The 14,259-nt window shown below is 40.7% G+C and carries 11 protein-coding genes and 1 pseudogene; 9 read left to right on the forward strand and 3 right to left on the reverse strand.

The features are described 5' to 3' along the window. Positions 1-10 precede the first annotated feature (10 nt). Genes gatC through ACSYSN_RS02160 form a run of 4 tightly spaced genes read left to right on the forward strand, consistent with a single transcriptional unit; the run spans position 11 to position 4,141 of the window. Positions 11-313: an Asp-tRNA(Asn)/Glu-tRNA(Gln) amidotransferase subunit GatC gene (gatC, locus tag ACSYSN_RS02145; protein WP_491712568.1), complete on the forward strand. Its 303-nt coding sequence runs from the start codon at positions 11-13 to the stop codon at positions 311-313. Next, positions 313-1,752, forward strand: a complete 1,440-nt coding sequence (gatA, locus tag ACSYSN_RS02150) for an Asp-tRNA(Asn)/Glu-tRNA(Gln) amidotransferase subunit GatA (protein ID WP_491712569.1) — start codon at positions 313-315, stop codon at positions 1,750-1,752. Before gatC ends, gatA begins: the two co-directional genes overlap by 1 nt. A gap of 3 nt (positions 1,753-1,755) precedes the next feature. After that, the gene (gatB, locus tag ACSYSN_RS02155) at positions 1,756-3,186 is read left to right on the forward strand and encodes an Asp-tRNA(Asn)/Glu-tRNA(Gln) amidotransferase subunit GatB (RefSeq protein WP_317637888.1); all 1,431 of its coding nucleotides are present in this window, start codon (positions 1,756-1,758) and stop codon (positions 3,184-3,186) included. 34 nt (positions 3,187-3,220) lie between these two features. Next, positions 3,221-4,141: a diacylglycerol kinase family lipid kinase gene (locus ACSYSN_RS02160; protein ID WP_491712570.1), complete on the forward strand. Its 921-nt coding sequence runs from the start codon at positions 3,221-3,223 to the stop codon at positions 4,139-4,141. Between the two features lie 72 nt (positions 4,142-4,213). Here the strand turns inward: ACSYSN_RS02160 and ACSYSN_RS02165 are convergent, their stop codons facing one another. Together ACSYSN_RS02165 and ACSYSN_RS02170 are read right to left on the reverse strand one after the other, a co-directional pair. Beyond that, positions 4,214-5,197 (reverse strand): choloylglycine hydrolase family protein, encoded by a 984-nt coding sequence (locus tag ACSYSN_RS02165; protein WP_491712571.1) that lies wholly within the window; start codon positions 5,195-5,197, stop codon positions 4,214-4,216. Positions 5,198-5,468: 271 nt separating this feature from the next. Further along, positions 5,469-6,173 (reverse strand): Bax inhibitor-1/YccA family protein, encoded by a 705-nt coding sequence (locus ACSYSN_RS02170; protein ID WP_491712572.1) that lies wholly within the window; start codon positions 6,171-6,173, stop codon positions 5,469-5,471. A 173-nt stretch (positions 6,174-6,346) separates the two neighbouring features. Between ACSYSN_RS02170 and rlmD the strand changes: the two genes are divergently transcribed. The 5 genes and pseudogenes from rlmD to ACSYSN_RS02195 form a co-directional block, all read left to right on the forward strand. Continuing rightward, complete coding sequence (gene rlmD, locus ACSYSN_RS02175; RefSeq protein ID WP_491712883.1) at positions 6,347-7,723, forward strand: 23S rRNA (uracil(1939)-C(5))-methyltransferase RlmD; 1,377 nt, start codon at positions 6,347-6,349, stop codon at positions 7,721-7,723. Between the two features lie 602 nt (positions 7,724-8,325). Further along, a complete protein-coding gene (locus tag ACSYSN_RS02180; RefSeq protein WP_491712573.1) occupies positions 8,326-9,522 on the forward strand; it encodes a DNA adenine methylase in 1,197 nt (398 codons plus the stop codon). Continuing rightward, positions 9,515-10,411, forward strand: coding sequence for a Dam family site-specific DNA-(adenine-N6)-methyltransferase (locus ACSYSN_RS02185; RefSeq protein WP_491712574.1), 897 nt, complete (start codon positions 9,515-9,517; stop codon positions 10,409-10,411). Before ACSYSN_RS02180 ends, ACSYSN_RS02185 begins: the two co-directional genes overlap by 8 nt. Next, positions 10,395-12,557, forward strand: coding sequence for an AlwI family type II restriction endonuclease (locus ACSYSN_RS02190; RefSeq protein ID WP_317637895.1), 2,163 nt, complete (start codon positions 10,395-10,397; stop codon positions 12,555-12,557). Before ACSYSN_RS02185 ends, ACSYSN_RS02190 begins: the two co-directional genes overlap by 17 nt. Positions 12,558-12,758: 201 nt before the next feature. Beyond that, a pseudogene (locus ACSYSN_RS02195) lies at positions 12,759-13,367 on the forward strand (glycoside hydrolase family 1 protein); the annotation flags it as partial. Between the two features lie 69 nt (positions 13,368-13,436). Here ACSYSN_RS02195 and ACSYSN_RS02200 read toward each other — a convergent pair. Then, on the reverse strand, positions 13,437-14,258 hold the full coding sequence (locus tag ACSYSN_RS02200) for a MurR/RpiR family transcriptional regulator (protein ID WP_491712575.1): 822 nt from the start codon (positions 14,256-14,258) through the stop codon (positions 13,437-13,439). Position 14,259: the final 1 nt, after the last annotated feature.

The raw sequence follows: 14,259 nt of genomic DNA on the forward strand, positions 1-14,259 counted from the left end.
AGGTATTTACGTGAAAATCACAGAAGAAACAATTAAACACGTTGCGGTCTTATCGCGACTGGAAATCAATGAAAAAGACCTTGGTCAGGTGACCGAGCAGATGAGTTCAATTATTAATATGGCAGATCAGTTATCAGAGGTTGATACCGCTGGTGTTGAAGAAACTGTTCAAGTAGTTGACCGTGACACCGTCTTTCGAGCAGACCAGCCAGAACACTGGCAGGATCGGACTGAACTGATGAAGAATGTTCCTGACCAGGCCAACGGCTTTATCAAGGTTCCGGTAATTATTAACAAGGATGAGGACGAGTAATGAACTACTTAAATGAAGATATTGACTCATTAAATCAAAAATTAGCCCAAGGAACGTTGGAGGCTGATCAACTGGCCCAAGATACGGTGGCCAATATTAAGCAGACTGATGACCAGTTGAATGCTTGGATCACGGTGCAAGAAGATGCCAAGCCCGACCAGGACCTGGATTTTGCTCATCATAAGTTAGCTGGAATTCCCATTGCCATAAAAGACAATATTATTACCAAGGATGTCAAGACAACTGCTGCTAGTCACATCCTGGATAACTATTTACCAGTTTATGATGCTACGGTTATTGAGAAGTTGAAAGCGGCACATGTTACCTTTGTGGGCAAGACTAACTTGGATGAGTTTGCAATGGGTTCGTCAACGGAGCATTCATACTTCGGTATTACCCACAATCCGTGGAACTTGGACAAGGTTCCCGGTGGTTCTTCCGGTGGTTCGGCCGTTGCGGTTGCTTCGGGTCAAGTAGTGGCCGCCCTGGGTTCTGATACCGGTGGTTCAATCCGCCAACCGGCTGCCTTTAACGGCATTTTTGGCATTAAGCCAACCTACGGTCGCGTTTCCCGCTGGGGTTTGATTGCCTTTGCCTCATCGCTTGATGAGATCGGCGTAATGAGCAAGCGGGCCAAAACCTCAGCTCAGGTCTTGAATGTGATTGCTGGTCAAGATGAGCACGATTCTACCTTATCAACTAGAGCCGTACCGGATTTCACTCAATTTATTGGTCAAGCTGTCAAGGGGATGCGGGTTGCTGTTGTTAAAGAATACCTCGATGCAGTTGATGGCGACATGCACGATGTAATCGAGCAGCAAATAGCCGTTTTGAAAGAGGCTGGCGCCATTATTGATGAGGTTTCTTTACCGCTGACTAAGTATGTTGTGCCAGACTATTACATCATCGCTTCAAGTGAAGCTTCTTCGAACTTACAGCGATTTGACGGTATTCGCTACGGCTATCGGTCCAAAGATGCTAAAGACTTGCTTGATGTTTATGTTAAGTCACGGTCTGAAGGCTTTGGTGAAGAAGTTCAGCGCCGGATTATGTTAGGGTCGTTTGCCTTGTCAGCTGGTTCATATGACCGCTTCTTTAGACAAGCGGCTAAGGTTAGAACCTTGATTTGCCAAGATTTTGACCGGATTTTTGCCGACCATGACGTGATCGTGGGACCTACGACGACTACTCCAGCCTTTGATATTGGCAGTGAAATTGCTGATCCAATCAAGATGTACAATAATGACATCCTGACTATTTCGGCCAATTTAGCCGGAATTCCAGCGGCCAGTGTACCAGCCGGTTTGGTTGACGGGATGCCGGTCGGCCTGCAAATTATGGCCAAGCGCTTCGATGAGGGCAGCATCTTCAAGGTAGCCGACTTTATTGAACGTAGTAACAAGTTCTATGAACAAACACCAACGGGAATGGAGGATTAATTGATGAATTTTAAATCAACGATTGGGTTCGAGGTTCACTTCGAATTAAAAACGAAGAGTAAGATTTTTTCACCTTCACCAGTAAGTTACGGTGCCAAGCCCAACACAGAAACTAATGTGATTGACTGGGGCATGCCCGGGGTGCTGCCATACGTCAACAAGGACGTTTACCGGTTAGGAATTATGGTTGCGCTAGCTACGCACGCTCATATTTTGCCTAACACGCACTTTGACCGGAAGAATTACTATTATCCCGATAGTCCGAAGGCCTATCAGATTACCCAGTTCTTTCAGCCATTAGCCCGCGACGGCTACGTGGAAATTGAAGTGCACGGCAAGAAGAAGCGCATCGGTATCCATGAAATGCATATTGAAGAAGATGCTGGTAAGAACACACACGGTACCAATGGTTTTTCTTATGTTGACTTGAACCGGCAGGGCGTGCCGCTACTGGAAGTTGTTTCGGAGCCCGAGATTGCTGATCCAGACGAAGGCTATGCTTATTTAGAAAAACTACGGAAAATCGTTCAGTTTACCGGGGCTTCCGATGTTAAGATGGAAGAGGGTTCAATGCGGGTTGACACCAACATTTCAATCCGTCCAGCCGGTCAAAAGGAACTGGGCACCAAGGTTGAGATGAAGAACCTGAACTCCTTTGAGCACGTGCGCAAGTCGCTGGCTTATGAGCAAAAGCGCCAAGAGCAGGTTTTACTTGCTGGCGGCCGCGTTCAGTTGTCGACCCGCCGCTTTGATGATGCTACGGGCAAGACGGTCTTAGAACGGGTAAAGGAAGGCGATGCGGACTACCGCTACTTCCCGGAGCCTGACCTAGCACCAGATCACATCAGTCAGGAATGGATTGATGAGATTGAACAGACCCTGCCGCGCTCCGCTGAAGCGCGCTACCAGCAGTATACCGGTGAGTTTGGCCTTAAGGACTACGATGCCGAGGTACTGTTGCAAACCAAGGAAAGCTCTGATTTTTATGATCAGACCGTGGCTGCAGGAGCCGATCCGCAACTGGCTGCCAACTGGATGAATACTCAGGTCAACGGTTACTTGAATGATAATCGTGTTGACCTAGCCGATATCGCGCTTACACCGGAACACTTGGCAGCCATGATTAAATTGATCAAGGACGGCACGATTTCATCCAAGATCGCCAAGCGAGTCTTTGCCGAAACCGTTAAGAACGGTACGGATCCGCAGAAGTTTGTTGAGGACCAGGGCATGGTTCAGTTATCCGATACCAGTGTACTTGAGCCGATGGTCAAGGAAGTCGTTGACAATAATCCACAATCGGTCGAAGACTTTAAGAATGGTAAGGACCGGGCAATTGGCTTTTTGGTCGGTCAAATCATGAAACAGACCCGCGGCCAGGCCAATCCGAAAGTCATCAACCAGCTTTTGAATAAAGAATTACAAAATCGTTAAGGTGCTTTGGTGAGAAATTAAGTAAGGGATAACTATGACTAAAAAAGCAAGATTGATCTATAATCCTGTATCTGGTCACGAACAGATGCCCAAAAATGTTGCTGATATACTTGATACCATGGAACAAGCGGGGTATGAAGCGAGTGCTTTTAGAACTACGCGGGAAAAGCAGAGTGCACAAAAAGAGGCCACGCGGGCAGCCCAGGCAGGCTTTGAGCTGATTGTAGCGGCTGGTGGTGATGGCACGATTAATGAAGTTGTCAATGGCATTGCCTTTTTGGATAAGCGGCCGAAGATGGCGATTATTCCTGCTGGCACAACTAATGACTATGCCCGTGCCCTGCATATTCCGCGCGAAAATATTGCGGAGGCTAGCAAGGTTATTCTCAAGCATAAAACGCGGAAAATGGATATTGGCCAGGCAACTTTTGCCGGTGAAAATCAGTACTTCGTCAATATTGCGGCCTGTGGTTCATTGACAGAATTAACCTATGGGGTACCATCCGAGATTAAATCTGCCTTGGGTTACACGGCTTACTTGATTAAGGGTGCAGAAATGCTGCCGCACCTAACTGAGAACGAACTCCGTCTGACTTATGATGAGGGCGTCTATGAGGGTAAGTTGGCGATGTTGCTACTTGGCATGACCAATACGATTGGTGGCTTTGAGCAAGTGATGCCTGATGCAGAACTTTGCGATGGACTGTTTCAGTTAATGATTGTCAAGACATCTGAGCCGGTAAAATTACTAAGGCTCATGGTTTTGGCGATGAACGGCAAGCATGTTGACGATAATGACATTATTTATACCAAAACGACCAGCCTGAAGATTGAACTACTGGGTAAGAGTGTTGGCAAGAAGCTGCCAGTTAACCTTGATGGCGAGATTGGTGACTACTGTCCAGTTACCTTTAAGAACTTACAGCAACGGATTGAATTTTACGTTGGCGAATAAATTAAAATAAATAGGCTTCTACTTAGAGTAGGAGCCTATTTATTAGCAAAAAAGCGGCCGACTCCGCTTTTTTTAATTTAGATATTCGATGTCTTCTTGAGGATTTACTTTGAACGTCCGGTAGTTGGTTTCTTTAGCCAGTTCTGGAGTCAACTTAACACATCTAATGCGTTGGTTGCCATAAGTTGAATAATAGTAGCTGCGGGACTCAGCGCAAATGTAGGCTGAGTAGCAGGTGTAATCAAAGGTACCGTCCGTAGTTACAACGATTCCGCGCGGGATGCTGACCGATTCCAGCATATGATGAGCGAGACTGACTGCCGCAAACTCATCTGGGGCTTGTTCAACGTTGTTTTTCATGAAGGCGGTTCTGATGAAACGGGACACAGGGGTAAAGTCTCCTGGTAGACCGAAAGTACCTGAACCTTGACTAAATGGCCTGAGGGTTTTACCAAGGAATTCAATCTCGGCGTGTTGTTTAGGTCTGACAGCAAGGTAATTCCGTAAGTTGGTTTCGTGCCAATGGTAGTCGGGGCTATTCGTCATCACGCCGACTGAATCCTTAATAATGTGAATACCATCAGCTTGGGGCTCAATAATTACACTGGCGCCAGAAGTATCGGAGAAGATGTAGTGTAGCGGCGGCACAACTTTCAAGGTCGGGCTGGCCTCGTTGACCAGAGCCAGTTTATTTTGGAACAAGTCCTCAACGTCAGTCAAGGAAGCGGCTTGCGATAAAACGGCGGAGATTACCTTGTCAGGAGAAACAGCCCACTTGTTGGCCTCAGCTCGCTCCACATAGTTGGCGTAGCCAGGGAAGTATAAGACGGCTCCGGTTACGCCGGCGTCGTTGACTCCGTCAAAGGTAATGGGCGCATTGTCGCTATCCTGAAGTTGTCCCATACCGAGAAAGGCGTGTTTGCTGGTAATTTCTTGCTGATCCTGATATGAAACGATGAAGGGCTGGTCTTTTGGGGTAAAAACAAGCTCCTGGGCCATCTCCATCATAAAGTCCATTGTTCGGGACAAAAAGTGCTTTTTGTCCTTGGTTTCCATTGTAAAACTGCTACAACCAATCATATTATTCCTCACTTGTTCTAGTAACATTAAAATTAAATATGATAAAATTATAACCTGCTTAAGTATTCGGTGCAAGGCTTAATACTATATGACTGGCCTTGTTAAATGGCTGCTGGCGCTGTATCAATAGGTAAGACGTGGCTAGAGCGAGTAACAAAAACTAACAAAAAAATGCTTTTAATAGCTAACAATCTTCGTTAATTATTAAAAGCACTTCACTTTGATTAAAATATAATGATGATTATAACTAGTTGCGACTACTACCACCAAAGATCTCCAGCAAGAACAAGAAGATGTTGGCGAAGTCTAGGTAGAGCTGCAGGGCTCCAATAGTAGCTAGACCGGTAGAGGAAACTTGGTCGCCGTAATTGTTGTAGATATTCTTCATCTTGTTGGCGTCACTAGCGGTTAAACCAGTAAAAATTATTACGCCAATGAAAGAGAAGATGTAGGTGATGGTCGGGTTGTGCAGAAACATGTTAACAATCCAGGTCACGAGGAAACCGAGCAGTGCGGCACTCAGGTAGGAGTTCCAGTTAGACAGGTCCTTCTTGGTGAAGGTGCCAAAGGCGGACATCGCGATGAAGACCACCGCTGATGAAATAAAGGCAGAAGTAATCTGCGTGCCAGTGTAAAAACCTGCAATCAGGGCAAACTCAAAGCCATAAATCGCGGCAAGGAGACCGAGCATAATCAGGCTGGCAACCGGGTTGCGGTTGGCTTTAGCGCTGATTCCCCATGATAGGCCAAACGGCACGAAGAGCAGTATCCACATGAAGGTAACTGGCATACCCATTACGGCAGACCGAAAGACGGTCATGGTCAGGTAGGCCACTAAGGCCGAGACCAGCACTGAAGCACCCATCAAGGCATACATTTTGGTCAAAAAACCATTAGTTTCGGAAATGGAGTGAATTTGGCGTCTGTCTGAATTATTTTCAAAGTTATTCATAAAGCACGTCCTTTCTTTAATTATATTAATATTTAAGCTAACACATCGCGGAGGAAGAGTGAAGGAAAACGAATTAACTTAAGGTAATATTTAAGCTAACGCAGGTAATTACTTTTGTTGCATTTTCGAGTAAAATAGATATGTTAACTAATGTTTGTAAAAAAGGACAAAAGATGGAAAAGAATCAAATTATCGACTTAGAAATTACTGACTTGTCATACGAAGCCATGGGCGTCGCCCACTACGAGGGGATGACGGTCTTTGTCACTAGCGCCCTGCCGGGCGAGACGGTCAGCGCGAAGGTCTTGAAGGTGAAGAAGCACTTCGCCTTCGCTAAAATCGAAAAGATTATCAAGGAGAGCCCCGATCGCGTCAACATTAAGCTCAACGAGTGGGTACAGACGGGTCTAGCGTCGCTGGCTCACATCAAGTACGACAAGCAGTTGGAATTTAAGCGCACCCAGGTGGTCAATTTGCTTAAAAAGGCGCACTTGGACAACGTTGAAGTTAGCGAAACGCTGGCTAGTCCAGAAGAGATGGGCTACCGCAACAAGGCCCAAGTGCCGGTGCGCGAAGTTGACGGCCAACTCGACATCGGCTTCTTTCGCCGTCACTCGCACGATTTGGTGCCGCTGACCAACTTCTTCACGACCGATCCCGAAATTGACCGGGTCCTGGTAGCGGTGCGCGATGTCTTGCGTGAGTATCGCGTACCAGCCTACGATGAAATCCACAACAAGGGTGAAGTCCGCTATTTGGACGTCCGCCGATCGAAGTCAACGGGCGAAATCATGGTTATCTTGGTCTGCCTGCATAAGGACTTCCGCCAGTTACCTAAAGTTGCCGAAGCCATTAAGGAAATTGACGGCGTGACCAGCCTGGTCCTGAATTATAACCCGAAGAAGACCAACGTCATCCTGGGCAAGGTTGACTACCTAATCTTTGGTAAGCCGCAAATCACTGACCAAATCGGCGAGGTTAAATTCCGCATTTCACCTGAAAGTTTCTTCCAAATTAACTCGCTGCAGACGCCGCGTCTTTATGATTTAGCCATCAAGCAGGCCGACCTCAAACCAACTGACTTGGTCGTTGACGCCTATTCCGGCATCGGCACCATTGGCTTAAGCGTAGCGGGTCACGTTGAAGCCGTACGCGGGATTGAGAGTGTCCGTGACGCGGTCAAGGACGCCAACAATAACGCTGAACTGAACGACATTCATAACGCCAAGTATGTTGCGGGCAAGGCCGAAGAAGTCATGCCGAAGTGGGCCGCCCAGGGAATGAAGGCCGATGTGATCTTTGTTGATCCACCAAGAAAGGGCCTGACGCCCGAATTTATTGAGGCCGCCGTCAAGACTAACCCCAAGAAGATCGTCTACGTCTCCTGCAACCCAGCCACGCTCGTGCGCGATCTGCAGGACTTCCAAAAGAACGGCTACACCTTCAGCCGCATCGACCCCGTCGACATGTTTCCCCAAACTCCGCACGTGGAAGCAGTGACGGTGCTGGAATGCACAAAAAAACGCGGATTTGATAGCATTTACGAGTAATCGAAAGTGTACTAATTCTGATTTGGACGATCGGAATTAGTATATTTTTTGCTTTTGGGGCTGGTGGGTCGAGTTTTCTATATTTTATTTCGATAGGGGAGTACATGACCATCAATTAGCACTGAGATATTTAAAGTATTGTTAGTCCCTTTTCAAGCTAGACAAGTGTTTTTTGTATTGTCAAGAAATTATTTAGTGCTGCCGATACTTTTTTAGATGCTAGAATGCCATAATCAGTAGTGATATTAGTTTTGAGAGGATTTGAAACTAACTTGGGGTTAAAGAACGCTATGGTAAAGTGTATCAAATACTACAATCAAAATAGAATCAGGTACATGCTAAAAGACCGCATCTCAATTGAATATCGGAATACGCCCTTGACGAACATGAATTAATGTTAACGTCCAACTTTAGGGTTTAACTTCATACATTCTATCTGTTATGAGCTTTTATCTTTAATTCGACACTGTGCCACATTGTTCGCTAATGAACTAATGATTAGAATACGTTAAGTATTTACATTGCAGACAGTAAATAAGTATTGATAAGTTAAACCAATAGTATATCATTATAATTAAATGTAAAATTGGAGCGATGCATAAATGCTAACGACGAAACAGGTACAAATTAAATTAAATGTAACGCGGCAAACACTTTATTTATGGCGTAAACAAGGGCGTATAACTACAATTAAAAAAAAGAATGGTCAAATTCTTTGGAATGAATCTAAAGTTTTAGAATTAAAAAGCAAACGAGAGAGAGAGAGTAATACCAAAAATAAGAAAATGAATTTTGAAATTCAAAACCGAAGATATCTTGGATCGAAGGAAAAACTATTACCTTTTATTAGCAAAATTGTACATAAGCACATGAGAGAAGTGAAAACTGTTGCTGATATTTTTGGTGGAACAGGTGTTGTGGCAGATATGTTTGCTGGAGAAGGGAAACGTATCATTGTTAATGATATTCTTCATTCTAATTATTTGATTTATCAAACGTTTTTCAGCAATGAGGAAATTGATTCTGGACTAATTAGACAAGCGCTAAATTATATGAACAGTCTTCAAGGATATGGTGATGGATATCTAAAAAAAGTATATGGTAATAGGTATTTTAGTTTAAGAAATGCGGATAAAATTGGTAGTGCACGTCAATGGGTTGAGGACAATAAGACAAAATTTAATCATCGAGAATACGCTAGTCTTATTACTTCTATAATCTATGGTAGTGATAAGATTGCTAACACTGTTGGTCATTATGATGCATATCGTAAAAAAATGGACTCTTTTAATGATGTAACATTTAAAATGCCGGTAATTCATAATTACAGTAATAATAATATATACAAAGAAGATGCTAATAAACTAGTTCGTCATATCTATGCTGATTTAATTTATATTGATACACCATATAATTCACGGCAATATGTGGATACATATCACGTTTTGGAAAATATTGCTGATTGGAATAAACCAGAGGTTGTTGGTGTTGCTAGAAAGAGTATAGATAGAAAAGGTAGGAAAAGCGAATATAATTTAGTTAGTGCTCCACAAGCGTTTGATGATTTAATAAGTCATATTAACGCTAAATATGTTTTGGTATCGTTTAGCAATATGTCCCACAAAGGTGCAGGACGATCAAATTCAAAGATATCTCATGAGGAAATAATCACCTCTTTAAGCAAACGTGGCCAAGTTAGTGTCTTTTCTAAGGAATTTAAACCATTTTCTTCTGGTAAGTCTAATATTAAAAATCATCAAGAATTATTATATTTGTTACGGGTGAAGCAGCATGATTAAATCATTTTTAAACTACACAGGAAGTAAATATCGTATCATGGACCAATTAATATCTTTATTTCCTGGTCACTGTGATTCGATGGTTGATATTTTTGGCGGTAGCGGTGTGATTACCGTTAACTATCAAGGTACTGATAATTTTATTTTCAATGACAATAATAAACCGTTAGTAGACCTTATCAATTACATTGCAAACCACTCTATAGAATCCATTGAAAAATCTGTTGATAAGATTATTGCCGAATATGGTTTAACAGATACAATGTCCCATGGATACGAATACTATCAAGCTTCTTCGACCAAGGGACTTGCTGATATTAATAAATCCGGTTACTTAAAATTACGTAAAGATTACAATAATTCAAAAGATCTAACGCTGAAGCCTTTGTATTTATATACTTTAATTATTTTTGGATTTAATAATCAGATTAGATATAATAAACGAGGACTTTTTAATAATCCTACAGGAAAACGTGACTTCAATAAAAATATGAGAAAAAAGCTTCAGGCTTTTAGTAGTGCATGGAAAGCAAAATCTCCTTATATAGTTTCAAAGGACTTTCGTAATATTGAAATTGCCAAGGGTGATTTTGTGTATGCTGATCCTCCTTATTTAATAACAGCAGCTACTTATAATGAAAATGGTGGTTGGACTGCTAAAGATGATCAGGATCTTTTGGATTATTTAGATAAAATTGAAAAAAAGGGAGCAAAATTTGCTCTTAGTAATGTTTTAGAACACAAAGGAAACGAGAACGTTAAGCTCATTAATTGGAGTAAAAAGTATAATGTATTTAATATTACCAACACATTTAAAAACTCTAATTATCATACGAAGCGTTTATCAAGTAAGGAAGTATTAATCACAAATTATGAAACTTCAATCTGACGAAAAAATATTTAATTTGTATGACACAAATGGGAGAAGAAAGGATATTTTAAATGCCTATAAGATTTATCTAACAATATTAAATGATATAAACATAAACCAGGTTAATCCGTGGGCGCCATATCCGAAATCTCTAAACCAATATAAATTTTATAAACGAGCAGTTAATGATTCTATTGGTACGTTTAATGAACATCCTCAATATGACGCCTTTGAGGATTACTTAAAAAGCAATCCACTCTTTAATAAAAAGTTTTATAAGCTAGATTCGTCACTAGACTTTAATAAAGTGATTTACACAAATAAAAAAGGAAAAGATTATACAATTAAAGCAATTTTGGATACAGCCATTGAATCTCGTGCTCGCCACTATACCTCGTCTTTGAACAATATAGGTTTTGTGTCAAACAATAGAGAATTAACCCCATCAGGGAAAGCGTTAATTAGCCCTTCAGTAATTAATACTGATATTTTGGAAAAAAATTTAAATTTATCTTCGGATAATTTATTAACGTTACGTCAAATTCTTAAAGTAAGAATTTTTGATTCAAAAGGGGAACGATATTATTCTCCAGGAAAGTTTGCATTATATTTGGTTTTAAAACAGTTTAGTGACAGGAATATTTATAGTGTTTCAAATTTTATGAAAATTGTGCAATTAGTATCGCCTACCGGTAAATACACTATGAATGATATTGATAATCAATTACAAAAAAACGGATTTGAAGGACTTTTGTCATTGCTCATTAACAATGGTAATAATAAAGAAACGGAATTTATTCAGAATTTAGGTGACAAACAAATTCCGAAGAATGAATTTTATAAATTATTTACTAACAGGAAATCGTCAATTACTAGTGATATTTATTTTGATTTCTATAATTCCTTATGTAAATTTATACTAGATCGTAACGAAAGCAATTTTATTGAAATTAAAGAATTAATGAAAAAGAGTCGAAATAAAGAGATTTTAAAGAAAGCATTTGGCTATGGGAAGAAAATTTTTAAGATTTCCCCCAAGACATCATTTAGAAAATTCATGTTTGATAATGGTAATCATGAATTCCTTAAATGTTCCTCGATAAGAGAGTTTAATCATACTTTTTATAGCTTTTTTACCGGTTCTAAGTCTGCAGATCGTCTAAAAGAAAACAAAAGTGAAACTAAATATATTCTTGAGGCTACAGGATTATTTAAAACAGAATCTGGAATTATGACTATTAGAAACGAGGATCTATTTAAAAATCAGAAGATTATTATGAGTCTTCGAAATGATATTTTAAATTCTGGCTCTTTTGATGATTATGAATCTACACCTACAAGTTCGTTTGGCCAAATGAAGCCTTTGATAGAAATACTGGGCACTACCGAAAAAGACGTTGAGCTACAGATTGACTTAGTAACAAAGAAATATGGATTAGATAAGTCTACATCTCTTGAACAGTATCTGGATAATAATCGGTCGCAGGAATTTGAAGACTTTGTCAAGAATGAATTTCCAAAAGAAAAAGTGTTTGATATTCTTTGCTTGTTTAAGAATAGGGATAATGATGCAAAAATTCAAAAAGAAGTAACAAATAAAGCGGATGTTCCAACAATTTTCGAATATGTTTCAGGGCTTGCTTGGTATTATTTATCGGATGAGCATTATTGCTTATTGAAAACTTTTAGACTAACGTTTGATGCAAATTTTTTGCCATTAACTCATGCAAGTGGTGGAGATGGTGACCTTATTGTTAACTATAATGATAGGGTGCTGATGATTGAGGTTACCTTAATGAATAAAAATGCACAAAAAAGAGGAGAATGGGAACCTGTTCTACGTCATTCAGTAAACTTATCTATTAACTCTGATAAACCCTCAACAACATTATTTCTTGCTGATAAACTTGACAATAATACTATTAATATTTGGAGAGCAGTTGCCTCAGTACCTTTAGAATCATCTAATAAAGTAGGTAGCTTTACAGATACAGCAGTTAAAATTATGCCATTGCAAATTGATGATTTTATTGCATTTAGCAAAGATTCGGGCTTTAGTTCAAAACATTTAATGAATGCAATTGATAAATCGTATGAGCCGTTAGCAAAAAAATCATTTGATAATAAATGGAGAAATGAAATTATCGAATCTGCGATAAAATAGATAATAAGTTTAGTGAAAAATTTCCTAAGGTAAATACTTTAGATTTGCTGCGGAGTGATCGTTACAAAGATCCTGATTATTATTCTGTGTAAAAAATGATTATGTAGGATTATTTTGATAAGTTTTACCCTAAATCACCTAGAACACTAGCTTTAATATTAATTTCTAAAATTCAACAAAATTTGGTAGTTTAGGGGCGAGTATCCTAACTATATTTGGAAGTACTTCGAAGAAAACAATATTGACGTCAAGATGGAAGAAGGTGATGAAGACTTAATTAAGCGCTATGTGGTTGATTTTATTACATTCAGCTATTATCGATCACGAGTTATCTCGGCGGATTACGAAGAGCCAGCAGAAAAAACAACGGATTCATTAGAAGGCCTGGTTAATCCGTATCTTCCCAAAACTTACTGGGGCTGGTCGATTGACCCGACTGGTTTGAGATTAGCTTTAAATGATCTATGGGATCGGTACCAAAAGCCATTGTTTGTAGTAGAAAATGGTTTAGGAGCGAAAGACCAAGTTACTCCTGACGGAAAGATCCATGATACATACAGAATTGACTACATGAGGGAACATATTCAGGCAATGAAAAAAGCAATTGAGGATGGCGTTGACTTGCGCGGCTATACAATGTGGGGACCGATTGATATTGTAAGTAATGGTACCGGTCAATTGTCTAAGCGTTACGGCATTATTTATGTAGATCGTGATGATAAAGGGAAGAGAACCCTTAAAAGAATAAAAAAAGACAGTTTTGCTTGGTATCGCAAAGTTATTCGTTCAAATGGTGAGCATTTAATGTAAAGTCATTTTTATATCAAGTGATTAAAAAGTCACGAACATGTCTTGTTCGTGACTTTTCACTTGCCCCAGCTATATTTCCTTTTTCAAAATGTTCGCCAGCACTCGTTCCTTTAATTCGCGGCTGTCAACGTTGGTGTGGATCTCATAGCCGCGCGCCAGGACTTCGCACAAGTAGAGTTGGGATACCTGGCCCGCTACGGAACCGATGTTGGAGAACTCGCTAACGGCGGTTTGCAGTTGGACATCACCCAGTTTAGAAATGGGGGCACCCAGATCGTTAGAAATGGTGATAATTTTGGCCCCACTTTTCTTAGCCAGTTTCAATGAATCATAGGTGTCCTTGGTGTGCCCAGAGAGCGACAATCCGACTACGACATCCTCCTTATTTAGCATGGAACTGATCTGTACTTGGATATGAGGGTCAATTTCGGCGTGGGCAATCAATCCAATGCGCAGCCAGGTCTTGGCGAAGTCCAAGGCAGACTCGCCTGAGTGACCAATCCCAAACAGGTAAACTTCACTAGCTTGGGCCAACAATTTGACTGCGGCGAGCAGGTTTTCGGAAACAAGGAGGTTTTCGGTTTTCTTAATTGAATTAATTAATAGATTGGCACTGTCGACATAGAATTTCTTGTGGTCGACGCGTTGATTAGCCTGACCTTGCGTAATTGATTCTTGGGCCAAGAAGATTTTTAAGTTAGAAAAACCCGAAAATCCGAGCTTTTTGCAGAGGCGGATGATGGTGGCGTCACTGGTATTGGTAGCTGCACTTAGGGATTTAGTTGTATCATAAATTACCCGTTCGGGATGGGTAGCAATAAAGTTAGCTAATTTTATTTCAGATTTGGTTAAATCATCTTTATATTTGTTAAATAATTGAATAAAATTCATA

It is taken from the genome of Lactobacillus sp. ESL1191 (assembly GCF_058504435.1).

What these genes read in the sequence shown, in the direction of transcription:
- gatA (WP_491712569.1), top strand. Translation starts at nt 313, where the DNA reads ATGAACTACTTAAATGAAGATATTGACTCATTAAATCAAAAATTAGCC.
- ACSYSN_RS02185 (WP_491712574.1), top strand. Translation starts at nt 9,515, where the DNA reads ATGATTAAATCATTTTTAAACTACACAGGAAGTAAATATCGTATCATG.
- ACSYSN_RS02170 (WP_491712572.1), bottom strand. Translation starts at nt 6,173, where the DNA reads ATGAATAACTTTGAAAATAATTCAGACAGACGCCAAATTCACTCCATT.
- ACSYSN_RS02165 (WP_491712571.1), bottom strand. Translation starts at nt 5,197, where the DNA reads ATGGAAACCAAGGACAAAAAGCACTTTTTGTCCCGAACAATGGACTTT.
- ACSYSN_RS02190 (WP_317637895.1), top strand. Translation starts at nt 10,395, where the DNA reads ATGAAACTTCAATCTGACGAAAAAATATTTAATTTGTATGACACAAAT.
- ACSYSN_RS02200 (WP_491712575.1), bottom strand. Translation starts at nt 14,258, where the DNA reads ATGAATTTTATTCAATTATTTAACAAATATAAAGATGATTTAACCAAA.
- rlmD (WP_491712883.1), top strand. Translation starts at nt 6,347, where the DNA reads ATGGAAAAGAATCAAATTATCGACTTAGAAATTACTGACTTGTCATAC.
- ACSYSN_RS02180 (WP_491712573.1), top strand. Translation starts at nt 8,326, where the DNA reads ATGCTAACGACGAAACAGGTACAAATTAAATTAAATGTAACGCGGCAA.
- gatB (WP_317637888.1), top strand. Translation starts at nt 1,756, where the DNA reads ATGAATTTTAAATCAACGATTGGGTTCGAGGTTCACTTCGAATTAAAA.
- ACSYSN_RS02160 (WP_491712570.1), top strand. Translation starts at nt 3,221, where the DNA reads ATGACTAAAAAAGCAAGATTGATCTATAATCCTGTATCTGGTCACGAA.